This window comes from Bacillus sp. NTK074B (assembly GCF_017303375.1).
Taxonomy (GTDB): domain Bacteria; phylum Bacillota; class Bacilli; order Bacillales; family Bacillaceae_B; genus Rossellomorea.
Genome location: NZ_JAFKOH010000001.1, coordinates 142,080 through 154,514, shown reverse-complemented (window position 1 = coordinate 154,514; position 12,435 = coordinate 142,080). Strand labels below are relative to the sequence as shown.

Sequence of the window (12,435 nt, the reverse complement as noted above, 5' to 3'; positions counted from 1 at the left end):
CTGTATTTTATCCTTTTTTTTACCGTATTATTGATTCAACGATTTGTAGAGCTTTATATTGCGAAATCGAATGAAAAATGGATGAAGTCTCAGGGGGCGAAGGAATACGGACAGTCCCATTATCGTATGATGGTGGCCATCCACATCGCATTTTTCATTTCCCTGCTCATTGAAGGAGGGGTATTTCATTCGGGAGTCAACCGATATTGGCCATTTTTACTTGGTGGTTTTATTTTGACTCAGATGGGGAGAGTGTGGGCGATTGCTTCTCTAGGGAAGTATTGGAATACCAAAATCATTGTTCTCCCTAAAGCTGAAGTTGTGGCAAAAGGACCATATAAACATTTGAAACACCCAAACTACCTGATCGTGACATTGGAATTTCTGATTGTGCCTCTCCTATTCAACGCTTATTGGACACTCTTCATCTTTGCACTATTGAATCAATTCATTCTTTCAATCCGAATACCTGTAGAGGAGCGCGCTTTGAAGGAAGAAACGGATTACGAAAATGCCCACGTCAGGACAAAAGGTTGGATTCCGCTGTTCAAAAAAGAAAAATGATTTTCTTATTGAAAATGATTATCAATTTTGATAAGATTCTAATTGAAGATGAAAATTATTCTCAAGAAGGCGGGATTCAAATGGTATGGTTTTTGATATTATTTACTGCAGTAGCGTATGGCTTCATGATGAAGTATGTTTTATCCAATGTTATGAAGAATCCGGTACAGGGGAAGAAAATATCTTCATACCAGACAAACTCTAAAGCTTTTGCTCACTCAAACCTGATTGCAACAGAAACGACACGATAAATAGAACGGGTCTTCTTCTTTACGGAAGAGGGCCTTTTATTTTTGTCTTTTCCACTTTTAAAACCTTCGCATATACTGTTATCAACCGCCACTCTCCCTTTCAGACATGATTTCATAGAGAATTTGATTAAAATGCGATAGAATAAAAACGTTATCATTCTTTTTAAAGCAGAAAGGAAATGGACTATGAGTCAGACTGAACATAAGAGCACCCATTTACATATTGCGTTACAAGAACTGGCAGCCTATCACGATATCTTTCTTCAAAGTGGGGATGAAGAGCGGGCAGCCAAGGTGGAACGATTGGCTGAGAAGTTGAACAAGCACGAATTGATCCTGGCATTCTGCGGCCATTTTTCTTCAGGTAAATCCACCATGATTAACCGGCTGATGGGAGAAGATATCCTTCCTTCCAGTCCAATCCCGACCAGCGCGAATTTAGTGAAGGTCCATCATTCACCAACCGATTTCGCGAAAATCCATTATCATCAATCCCGGCCTTTGTATTTTGAGGCTCCTTATGATTTTGATGCCATTAAGGATTTTTGCAAAAACGGTGAAGATGTATACTCTGTGGAAATTGGACGAAAGAGAAGTGAAATGCCTGAAGGTGTGTCTGTCTTGGATACACCGGGTGTCGATAGTACGGATGATGCCCACAGGCTGTCAACGGAATCCGCCATCCACCTGGCTGATGCCGTTTTCTATGTAATGGATTATAATCATGTCCAATCACAGGTGAATTTTGAGTTTACCAAGGAAATGATTCGTCATGGTGTTAAATTGTATCTAATCGTTAATCAAATCGATAAGCATCAGGAGGAAGAATTAGCATTCACCGATTTTCAGGAAAGTGTAAAGAACTCTTTTGCCACGTGGGGCGTAATACCGGATGCCCTCTTTTTTACAAGCTTGAAAATGCCCGGTCATCCCCACAATGATCTTGAAAAACTAGAGAAATTGATTGAAGAGCAAGTTGAAAGAAAGACTGAATTGATGGAAGACTCGGCGAAATCGGCTATTTCACAATTGAAGTCTGAACATGAGAAATGGTATGAAGAAGAGCTCGTCAAAATTGAGGATAAAGCCCAGTATATTCTTACAGATGAAGAATGGCGAAATAAAGATGACCTCCTTCAAAAAGAGAAAAAGCTGATAGAAGCATTAGCCAAAAATGATATTAAAGCCATTAAAGATCAATTCGAGAAAGAGAGAAGGGAAGTTCTCAAGAATGCGTACTTAATGCCTTTTGAAACAAGGGAATTAGCGAAAGGCTACTTGGAAAGCAGACAACCGGACTTTAAAGTCGGTTTTCTATTCTCAAAACAGAAGACTGAAGAGGAAAAGGCCATAAGGCTCCAAAAATTTGTAGAAGACATCAACACCCGGATAGAATCCCAATTGGAATGGCATCTGAAAACCCTTGGTAAAAACATGATTAAAGAATATCTACCCTCATCTAATCTTCATCTGGAATGGGATCGATTGAGTCTTGAAGTAGATGACCGTTTCCTGGAAGATTTAGTTAAACAAGGGGCGGGTGTCACAAGTGACTATGTCCTACAATACTGTGAAGATCTTTCTGAAGCATTAAAGAAGAAGGCAAGAAATGACACCGATGGGCTCATTGAAACATTGTTAGTTGAAATCAAGGACTCATCCACCAACGAACAATCATTTATGGAAGGTGAATTGAAGGAGCTGCAAGAGAAAACCGGTATCGTTTACCAATGGAACATACTTCAGGATGAGAAAATGGCACAACTTCGAAAGTTAATGAATGTGGAGATCGAACAAAAACGGGCTGATTCGGTCGTTTCACAATGGACCGGTAAATGGAAAAAGCAGGAGGAAGATTATCTTCTTGCCTCAGATGAAGTTCTGGAACAGAAGCAGGAAGTGAAAGGTGAACCGGAAATGAATACAAGAGCCTCTGTGAATGAGCTGGAAACGTCTACCTCTATGGAAGAGGTCATTGACCGATTAGACATGATGGCGGGTGTTTTCAGAAAGTACAAAGGCTTTAAGAAAATGGCAGATCTGTTGGAAGGCAAGAGGTACCGGCTTTCGAATCAATCCTTTACGATCGCTTTGTTCGGTGCATTCAGTGCCGGGAAATCATCGTTTGCCAACGCCCTTTTAGGACGTAAAGTACTTCCGGTGAGCCCTAATCCGACGACGGCTTCCATCAATCGAATTAACCCGGTTTCAGCGGATAATGAGCACGAAACGGCCGATGTACAGATCAAAACCTATGAACAATTGTATTCTGACATCAATCATTCCCTATCGTTTTTTAATCAGAGTGCATCATCCCTGGATGAAGCAGTGGAAATGATTCCTGCGTTAACCAGTGAAGGGAGCGGGAAAGAGAATGTTCACCTATCATTCCTTCTAGCCTTTCTCAAGGGGTTCCCTACCTTTAAGGAAAGTCTCGGCAAGACACGAAAGGTGGACCTTGATGAATATAGAGGATATGTAGCAGACGAGGAGAAGGCTTGCTTTGTGGAGTCTATCGATCTCTATTACGATTGTGCCGTAACAAGACAGGGTATCACCCTCGTCGATACACCGGGAGCCGATTCTATCAATGCACGACATACGGGTGTCGCCTTCGAATATATCAAGAATGCGGATGCGATCCTGTTTGTGACCTATTATAATCATGCATTTGCCAGAGCGGACAGGGAGTTCCTTATCCAACTGGGCCGGGTGAAGGACACATTTGAATTGGATAAAATGTTCTTTGTCGTCAACGCCATCGATCTTGCCAGTGATGAGGAAGAAAAAGATGATGTCATAGAATATGTGGAAGAGCAACTGATGCAATATGGGATCCGTTTTCCAAGGATTTTCGGAGTATCGTCCCTTCAGGCGCTTAAAGAGACAGATGTTCATAAGTCCGGCATTACTGAATTCAAGGAGGAATTTAATGCGTTCATACAGAATGATTTAGTGAGTATGAGCATAGATTCCGCTCTCGGTGAATGGAATAGAGGGCTGCAGCGTTTTAGACAATATCATCATTCAGCTACGAGTGATAAGACTTTTAAACAAGCAAGGAAAGATGAGCTCTTGGAGAGAAAAAAAGAAGTTCTCAGCATTATCGACTCACAATCTGTTGAGCCCCTTACAGTTGAAATGCAGCAGGAATCGAAAGAGCTCGTCTATTATGTAAAACAAAGAGTATTTTTCAGGTTGCCGGATTTTTATAAAGAAGCTTTCCATTCAGGACTATTCCTGCAATTCCCGACTCAATCAATGGCGATTCAAGAAGGGTTGAAAGAATTTCTATCGAGTATCGGTTTTGATCTGGCACAGGAAATGCGGGCTACATCGCTTCGGATTCAGCAGTTCATTCAAAAGCAGATCCAGGATCAATGGGAGAGCTTGGAGGCTAAGATCCAGCAGGTAGAGGGTGATCTTGTCATATCTCCACTGGAATACAAAAATGAGAGTTCCATCGAATTTGAGAGTGCCTTTAGCCAAATGGAGCTAAAATCGTACGAAGAAGCCTTTTCAACCTTTAAGAATCCGAAGCATTTCTTTGAAAAAGGCGGTAAAAAGATGATTCAGGATAAACTGGAATCATTACTTCAAGAACCTGCAGACCATTATCTGGATCGGGAACAGTCACGCCTAGACACATGGGGGAAAACGTACCTCGATGGAGAGTTCCAGGCACTTAAAGAAGAAGTGAGTAGTCAAGTGATAGAACAGATCACGTCCAATTTTGAGGCCCTTGAGAACGTTCAGGACCTGAATCAGCTGAAATCGGATTTAGAACAGCTCGAAAAAGCATAAAGAAGCGAGGGGGACAATCTCTATGAATCCTTATCACTGCTGTGCCACCTGTATTCACGTTCGAGGTATGAAGTCGGATGGTAGGACCACCTATTATTGCTCAAGACTTGGCTTTGAAACGAAAACCACCTATCAATTTTCCTGCTGGGAACCGAAGGAGGAAGTATTGAAATTGATGAAGAAGAGGGGGATAAGATCATGAGTGTGCTCGTTGAAGTGGATTGGCTTAGGGATCATATTCATGACAGGGATGTACGAGTCATAGATTGTCGTTTTACTTTAGGAAGTCCAGGAAAAGGGCGGGAGCGCTACAATCATAGCCATATACCGGGTGCTGTCTTTTTCGACCTTGAAAAGGATTTATCAGGGTATGTGAAAAAACACGGGGGACGCCATCCCATCCCGAATATGAAAAATTTCCTTCGTAAAGTCGAAGATGCGGGGATCGACAATCAAACAACCATCGTGATCTACGATGAAAAGGAGGGGGCTTTCTCTGGGAGATGCTGGTGGTTATTCCATTATATCGGACACGAGAATGTTTATCTTCTAAATGGTGGATTTGCGGCTTGGAAAGAGGCGAAAGGGGAAAGGGAATCAACTGTGCCTCTGTACCCTTCAAAATGCTATCGTCCCAACTTCAAGGAAGACATTATAGCTACATTGGAAGAAGTAAAGGAAATTGCTAATGGGGAAAGAAACACGCCTTTGATCGACTCACGGAGCAGGGAACGTTACAGTGGTTTTGAAGAGCCGATTGACCGTATACCAGGACATATACCTGGTGCCGTCAACCATCCTTGGACAGATGGGGTAAAGGAAGGGTATTTCCTTGGTGGAAACGAGCAAAATGAGCGTTTCAAAGAGCTGAAGAAAGAAGACCCTATTATCGTGTATTGTGGATCGGGTGTAACAGCCACACCTAATTTCATCACTCTTAAGGAAGCCGGATTTACCAATGTGAAGCTTTATGTGGGAAGCTACAGTGATTGGGTTTCTTATGAAGATCACAAGGTGGAGAAAGAATAATCATAAAATAGCTAATTGGAAAAGGTTCATCACATTTCCAATTAGCTATTTATGCGTGTATGTTATACTTTAAAAAGTGAACGGAACGAAGTGAGAAGGAGTGAATGATTTGGAAAATAAAAACGAGCACTTATTATTGATAGATGGTATGGCATTATTATTTCGATCTTTTTTTGCTACAGCCGTAACGGGCCAATTCATGATGAACTCGAAAGGACTGCCAACCAATGGTGTGCAGGGATTCATGAAGCATTTACTGATGGCCGCTGACCATGTGAAACCCACCCATATCATTGTTTGCTGGGATATGGGGAGCCAGACTTTCCGCAATGAAGTATTCAATGATTACAAATCGAACCGTAATGCACCTCCGGTTGAATTGATTCCTCAATTCGATCTTGCAAAAGAGGTGGCTGAAGGGTTCAATCTCTCCAACGTGGGCTTGGTCGGCTATGAAGCAGACGATTGTATCGGGACGCTTGCAAAGCTTCATCAGTCCGAACGAAAAGTTTCTGTATTAAGTGGCGATCAGGATCTTCTTCAGCTTCTTGATGATAACATTGATATCATGCTGCTGAAAAAAGGTTTTGGGAATTATCAAACGTATACGAAAGCCATTTTTGAAGAAGAAAAAGGGATTACCCCGCAACAATTCATCGATGTCAAAGCATTGATGGGAGATACAAGTGACGGGTATCCAGGCGTTAAAGGAATTGGAGAGAAAACGGCAATGAAGCTAATACAACAGTATAATGATATATCAGGAATTCTAGCCAATCTGAACGAGTTGACCCCTTCTCAACGGAAGAAAATTGAAGAAGACCTGGACATGCTGCATGTTTCAAGAAAGTTGGCCGAAATTCATTGTGAGGTCCCACTATCTGTTTCCGTTGAGGAAGCCAGGTGGAATAACGTATCACAAGATACGCTCTCACTCGTGGACGACCTTGAATTGAAGGTTCTTAGAAGGTTTTTGGTAGGTTCAAATGTAATGGTGGCTTCCAGCTGACCATTTATAAAAGTGTCAGGGATTTCGAAATAATCCCTGACACTTTTTGTGTTATGAATTATTTTGAGTTTTTCTTTTAGTTGCATTTTCTAATGAGCTCTTCGGCTCCATCGCGAATTCAGCATCCTGGGAAATTCCTTGCGGGTTTACGTTTTTAGCCTTCTTCCCTTTGTTTTGATTGTTCCCTTAGCCATCTTAAAAACCCTTCTCTAGAGATCTTTATTATTTTGTCAATGTTACATTCAAATATCCCTATGTACAGAGAGATATTTGGGACAAACTATAGTTATGGGAGGTGTAAGGGTGAATAAAGGAATTGTAACTGCATTGATCAGTATAGCCATTGCCCAGGGATTAAAGATCCCGCTGCACTTTTGGAAGAAGAAGGAATGGAAGCCTGAGCTGTTTTTCCAGACAGGGGGAATGCCGAGTTCACATAGCGCTGGAGTGTCATCTTTGACGACATTTATTGCGTTGAAGAGAGGGGTTAGAACGGTCGACTTCGCTCTTTCTTTCATATTCGGTCTGATTGTCATGTACGATGCCCAGGGGATCCGCAGGCAAACCGGTGAGTTGACCCTTAAAGTAAATAGCCTGGATGAGCTCGTCCGGAAAGCGCATGAAAAGGAAACAGTGGAATTTGAAGAAAAAAAACCGAAGAGACTGAAGGAAATGCTCGGACATCAGCCCCAGGAAGTGGTGGGCGGGGCATTACTCGGATCCCTATTTGGCTTCATTGCCTTCTTGTTTACCAAAAAGGATAGGCAAAAGAAAAGATTTTCTGTAAGATAAGGTAAGACAAAGTGGTGATAAGGTGAGGGGAAACGTGAAAAAGACAACAGAAGATTTTCTCATAGACTTGGAAAACAAAGGCTTTAAATTCCATGAAGACGCAATCGGCTTCATCTATTTCGGGAAGAAATATACAGATGCCCCGGATGAACTGGTCAACAGTGCCATAGAAATCACATTAAAAGCGCAAAAACAATTTGACAGCAGTTTCTATATGTCTATACTGGAAAGACTACACTCCCAACAGATTTCTTCCAGAAAAGAAGCATTGAGATGGATGGAGAGGCAGGGTTTGGCATAGGGATTGAAACAAAAGATTTGATCTGCGTCAAAAATAGACCACCGGAGAGCTCCTCCGGTGGTCTTTAGAATGGATTAAAGAAATAGAAGGGCCTTATAAAGGCTCTTCTGTTTCACTTTAAGGGAAGGGGAAGGATTTCAATGGCGAATTGAAAGACCATACAAGAGCTATCCCGATCAGGGAAACAATTCCCCTTTAATTAAGATGGATGGCTTTGCGAGCCAATTCATCCGCTGCTTTATTTTCCTTACTTGGTACCCATTTGACAAAGAAAAGGTTCATTTGTCTTGTGAGATTCAATATTTCTTGGAGCAAAGGTTTATATTGACTGTTCCGTACAAACTCTTTCTCAATCCCTTGAACTACAGCTTGAGAATCACTTCGAAGCCAAACAGTATCTGCTTGCTTCTCCAAACACATTTCAAGTGCAATCCTGCAAGCATGGAATTCGGCTTCGTGATTATCCATCACTCCTAAAGGAATGGAGTGTTTTTCTACTACCCCGTTGTTCTTAATAAATATTCCTGCCCCACTTGGACCCGGGTTCCCTGCGCTTGCCCCATCAATATTCACTTCTATCACTTTTCTTCACCTCATCCGAGTTCATTTTATAAACATATAGTAGCATATATACTATTCAGGATGTTGTTTAGAGGAATATTCATCATGCTCTCTCAGTATGCATTACAGAACATATGTAACGTCCAGTGTATATTGGAACTGGACGTTTCCCTGCGGCTAGTCGATATTTTTGGGAAATCGTTTAGCGATGTATCCAAATGGGGTATCCATGAGGGAAATGATCCATTTGAGGAGATAGGTTGTAATAAATATTTCAAACCAAACATCCATTGGATATTCCCCCAGGAAAGCAATGCTGGTAAAAACAAGTGTATCCAATAGCTGACTCACCATCGTACTCCCATTGTTTCGAATCCAAAACTGTGCGTCTGTCGGGAATTTCTCCTTTAGATAAGTGAAGATATATACATCTGTTAACTGACTGACCAGGTAAGCAGCCAGGCTCCCAAGGGCAATTCGTGGGATGATGCCAAAAATCGTCGCCAGGGATTCCTGTGCGAAGTCATCAGGATGTGGTTGAAATTGGAGTGCCAGTTGCATAATAATAGTCATAACGATCAATGTGAAGAATCCAAGCCATACGGCTTTTTGAGCATCCTTCTTCCCGTACTTTTCATTCAGGATATCTGTCACTAAAAACGCGGTACCATACATCGCATTTCCTAACGTGGCGGTCATCCCGAAGATTTCGATTGTCTTTACGACCTGCAGATTTGCAAGAATGGTGGAAATCCCAATCCAGACAAAGAGTCCGGTTCGTCCAAACATTCTATACATGATCAGTAAACATGAGAATGTGATGAGTACAAAAACAAAACCAAACCATATATTAAACATAAAAAAGTCCTCCTAATCGTGAATGAAACAATAGTCCTCATTATACAAAGAAAAATGATTTTGAACAATAAAATGGAGAAAACGGAGTGGATGACGATGGAAATGAAAATCAAATTTAAATATAAGAGTAAAATGGCTTCAAATTTATGGTTTGAATCCAATTATTTTCCACGGAAAGAAACCATGATTCATGTGGAGGATCTTATGAAAACAGGAAGAGTTATTGAACTTGAAATTGTAGATGAAATGGGGAGTACATGGACAAGGAAAGAGTTCCTCAGATTGAATCAGGAGTTGGAGAAAGAACCAGAAAACATCGTAGTGTTCTTTGACGGTGGGTATGATAAGGAAACGAATTATGCAGGTGCCGGAATTGTCATCTATTATGATAAAGGCGGGGAATCTTTTCGAATCAGGAGAAATGAACTCCTAAAGGATATCGAAAACAATAATGAAGCAGAATACGCAGCATTACATATTGCCCTTGATCTCCTAGAAGAAATCGGGGTGAAAAATGTTCCTTGTATAATTAAGGGGGATTCCCAAGTGGTGATGAAACAGTTGGAGGGAGAATGGCCAAGTTATGAAGAAGGGTTAAACAGGTGGCTTGACAGGATTGAAGCACGTATCCTTAGGCTTGGTCTGAAACCCGAGCTCATTATCCTGGGCAGGAAAGACAATAAAGAAGCCGACAAGCTCGCCAACCAGGCATTGCAGGGTACAAAGGTTCACAGTAACAAACGGTTAGAATAATTTCACCGTGTATTATATACTCTATAAATAAAACGAACACTGTTATAATTCTAGGAGTGATTTCATGAATCGAAAAGAAGTGGTGGATAGAGTGGATGAACTTGTTGACACCTATTGTAACGATTGCTTACTTAAAGCACATTTTCGTAAAGAGTACGGCAAAACCTATGCACACCGCTTTTGCATAGAACAATGCACCATTGGCGAACAAATTCGACAGTACGGAGAACGATTGAAGAGGAAGGATGCGCATCAAACATAAAAGGCAGCCAGGAATGGCTGCCTTTTATGTTTGATCTATTGTTTTGTACAATTATAATTTAACTACGTTTGCTGCCTGTGGTCCGCGGTTTCCTTCAACAACTTCAAAAGAAACTTCTTGACCTTCTTCTAATGATTTGAACCCTTCACCTTGAATCGCTGAGAAGTGAACGAATACATCTTCTCCGCCTTCAACTTCGATGAATCCAAAGCCTTTTTCGTTGTTAAACCATTTTACTTTACCGTTTTGCATGTTAGAATCCTCCTAAATCGTTCGGGCACATCTGTGCCTGTGGAAAATAGTTTTCATGAAATGATGGATCCTCAGGGCTTAAGAGTAAGCATGAAAATCATCCATTTCAATGATGTCTTTACTATACAATATGAAGTTTTTCGAGTCAACATTTGTCATTTATCTTAAAGGAATTGTATTTGGCCGTGCCTTATGGATACAAGACGTCTGGTGGGACTGGGTTGTATTCACTCTGTAGTTATAGTAAACTTTTAATGATATTTATGGGAATTTGGAGGGTAAAGAATGCCTACACCAAGTATGGAAGATTATATAGAACAGATTTACATGTTAATTGAGAATAAAGGTTATGCCAGAGTATCGGATATTGCAGAAGCTTTATCTGTCCACCCCTCCTCAGTTACCAAAATGGTGCAGAAGTTAGATAAGGATGATTACCTCATTTACGAGAAATATCGGGGACTGGTTCTGACTCCAAAAGGAAATAAAGTAGGAAAGCGTTTAGTATACAGACATGAACTTTTAGAACAATTCCTTCGTGTGATTGGTGTGAAAGAAGAACATATTTATGAAGATGTGGAAGGAATCGAACATCATCTTAGCTGGGATTCCATAGACCGTATTGGAGATCTAGTACAATTTTTCGAAGAAGAAAAGGACAGGGTAGAAGGGCTGAGAACGATTCAAAACAGAAGTGAGTAAAATCCATTCTTCACGTCCTTACAAGACGAATAGACAGTCATGAACAAAAGGCCTTTCAATCATGAGAGGCCTTTTTAGGCGGTATCTGAATTAAAAAATGGTAGGATAATCATTAAAACTTCCGTCATCGACCATCATACTGGTTAATTCCGTTTCGCCCCATTCATTTTCATATAAAGTCACTCCCTGAAGTAATCCTTCAGAGGCTTCCAGTACAGCTTTTCGATAGGAAATAATTCTGCCTGAACTAGTTTGGAAACTTATGATGTCTCCATGATAATTTCGCTGCACTTTCGATATTCCTTCCATATGACCTCACCTTTCATATTCATTCTATAAGCTTAGTATGAACAAATCAGAAGGAAAGCATAAGCAGAACATGAATGAACAGATAAGTTTACATAATATTATTATTTATCCATTTTGGCGAATTTTATCGAGTAGAAAAAAGAAGGATTTCAGTTGTGGATTGAGAATATAGATAAATAGACAAAAAATATTGAGGTGTACGTATGAAAAGTTCAGAATGGCATACAAGTGCCAAAACCCGCTGGGAGAATAATGCAGATCATTGGCATTCAAAGAGTGTTGAAATGTGGACAAGTGGAAGCAGAAAGGCTGTCATCCCTTTCTTTAGTGAGTATACAGAAAATGTGAAAACCGTTGCAGATTTAGGCTGCGGCGACGGATATGGCTCATACCTTCTATATAATAAAGGATTCGTTGTGACAGGCTTGGATTTTTCTCAAAATATGGTAGACATTGCGAGAAAGCAAGAGAGGGAAACGTTATCATTCGTACAGGGAGATCTTCGCTCACTTCCATTTGATGATGGTCAATTTGATGCTGTCATGGCGATCAATTCAATAGAATGGACGGAAAACCCATTGCACACACTGAAGGAGATAGGGCGTGTGCTTCCGGAAGATGGATACATTTGTATCGGCCTCTTGGGCCCAACAGCTCACCCGAGGGAAAATGCATATGCACGTCTTCATGGTGAAGAGGTGATTTGTAATACAATGATGCCATGGGAGTTGGAGAAGCTGGCGGATGACATAGGATGGAAGAAAATTGGTGAAGAATGGATCTACAAAAAAGGTGTGAACCCAACAGTTGCAGACACTCTTTCAAATGAATTGAAGCAGGCTTTGACATTTACGTCACTGTTTATGTTCCAAAAATAAAGAAGTTGATCGATCCAGTAAAGTTCGGGTCGATCAACTTCTTTTTTATTCAGTTTATTTGCCTTTTCTGTTTTGATTCGTTTAAACTGCGTAGGATGATGAAACCAGCC

General features: G+C 40.9%; 15 protein-coding genes. 11 read left to right on the top strand and 4 right to left on the bottom strand.

What is annotated here, in order from left to right; genetic code table 11:
• The 7 genes from JI667_RS00870 to JI667_RS00840 all read left to right on the top strand — a co-directional run bounded on the left by JI667_RS00870 (position 1) and on the right by JI667_RS00840 (position 7,750).
• Positions 1-564: an isoprenylcysteine carboxyl methyltransferase family protein gene (locus tag JI667_RS00870; protein WP_206850471.1), complete on the top strand. Its 564-nt coding sequence runs from the start codon at positions 1-3 to the stop codon at positions 562-564.
• Positions 565-644: 80 nt separating this feature from the next.
• A complete protein-coding gene (locus tag JI667_RS00865) occupies positions 645-815 on the top strand; it encodes a hypothetical protein (protein ID WP_206849126.1) in 171 nt (56 codons plus the stop codon).
• Positions 816-1,001: 186 nt separating this feature from the next.
• Positions 1,002-4,619 carry a dynamin family protein gene (locus tag JI667_RS00860; RefSeq protein ID WP_206849124.1) on the top strand — a complete coding sequence of 1,206 codons (3,618 nt, stop codon included), beginning with the start codon at positions 1,002-1,004 and terminating at the stop codon, positions 4,617-4,619.
• 204 nt (positions 4,620-4,823) lie between these two features.
• On the top strand, positions 4,824-5,648 hold the full coding sequence (locus tag JI667_RS00855; RefSeq protein WP_206850470.1) for a sulfurtransferase: 825 nt from the start codon (positions 4,824-4,826) through the stop codon (positions 5,646-5,648).
• Positions 5,649-5,757: 109 nt separating this feature from the next.
• On the top strand, positions 5,758-6,657 hold the full coding sequence (locus JI667_RS00850; protein ID WP_206849115.1) for a 5'-3' exonuclease: 900 nt from the start codon (positions 5,758-5,760) through the stop codon (positions 6,655-6,657).
• A 303-nt stretch (positions 6,658-6,960) separates the two neighbouring features.
• Entirely contained in the window at positions 6,961-7,449 is a 489-nt protein-coding gene (locus JI667_RS00845) for a divergent PAP2 family protein (protein ID WP_206849114.1), read from the top strand.
• Between the two features lie 34 nt (positions 7,450-7,483).
• Positions 7,484-7,750 carry a DUF6123 family protein gene (locus JI667_RS00840; RefSeq protein WP_206849113.1) on the top strand — a complete coding sequence of 89 codons (267 nt, stop codon included), beginning with the start codon at positions 7,484-7,486 and terminating at the stop codon, positions 7,748-7,750.
• A gap of 195 nt (positions 7,751-7,945) precedes the next feature.
• Here the strand turns inward: JI667_RS00840 and JI667_RS00835 are convergent, their stop codons facing one another.
• Both JI667_RS00835 and JI667_RS00830 read right to left on the bottom strand, forming a co-directional pair.
• The gene (locus JI667_RS00835; protein WP_206849112.1) at positions 7,946-8,332 is read right to left on the bottom strand and encodes a reverse transcriptase-like protein; all 387 of its coding nucleotides are present in this window, start codon (positions 8,330-8,332) and stop codon (positions 7,946-7,948) included.
• 156 nt (positions 8,333-8,488) lie between these two features.
• On the bottom strand, positions 8,489-9,169 hold the full coding sequence (locus JI667_RS00830) for a queuosine precursor transporter (RefSeq protein ID WP_206849111.1): 681 nt from the start codon (positions 9,167-9,169) through the stop codon (positions 8,489-8,491).
• Between the two features lie 54 nt (positions 9,170-9,223).
• Here JI667_RS00830 and JI667_RS00825 point away from each other — a divergent pair, with 54 nt between their 5' ends.
• Positions 9,224-9,922 (top strand): reverse transcriptase-like protein, encoded by a 699-nt coding sequence (locus JI667_RS00825; protein WP_306465432.1) that lies wholly within the window; start codon positions 9,224-9,226, stop codon positions 9,920-9,922.
• Between the two features lie 64 nt (positions 9,923-9,986).
• Positions 9,987-10,184: a zinc-finger domain-containing protein gene (locus JI667_RS00820; RefSeq protein ID WP_206849101.1), complete on the top strand. Its 198-nt coding sequence runs from the start codon at positions 9,987-9,989 to the stop codon at positions 10,182-10,184.
• 51 nt (positions 10,185-10,235) lie between these two features.
• Here the strand turns inward: JI667_RS00820 and cspD are convergent, their stop codons facing one another.
• A complete protein-coding gene (gene cspD / locus JI667_RS00815; protein ID WP_206849099.1) occupies positions 10,236-10,436 on the bottom strand; it encodes a cold-shock protein in 201 nt (66 codons plus the stop codon).
• Between the two features lie 285 nt (positions 10,437-10,721).
• On the opposite strand from cspD, the gene mntR reads away from it, so the two are divergent.
• Positions 10,722-11,138, top strand: a complete 417-nt coding sequence (gene mntR, locus JI667_RS00810; RefSeq protein WP_206849090.1) for a transcriptional regulator MntR — start codon at positions 10,722-10,724, stop codon at positions 11,136-11,138.
• Between the two features lie 90 nt (positions 11,139-11,228).
• Here mntR and JI667_RS00805 read toward each other — a convergent pair whose 3' ends face one another.
• Entirely contained in the window at positions 11,229-11,447 is a 219-nt protein-coding gene (locus tag JI667_RS00805) for a DUF3892 domain-containing protein (protein ID WP_206849087.1), read from the bottom strand.
• 203 nt (positions 11,448-11,650) lie between these two features.
• On the opposite strand from JI667_RS00805, the gene JI667_RS00800 reads away from it, so the two are divergent.
• Positions 11,651-12,325: a class I SAM-dependent methyltransferase gene (locus JI667_RS00800; protein ID WP_206849084.1), complete on the top strand. Its 675-nt coding sequence runs from the start codon at positions 11,651-11,653 to the stop codon at positions 12,323-12,325.
• Positions 12,326-12,435 lie beyond the last annotated feature (110 nt).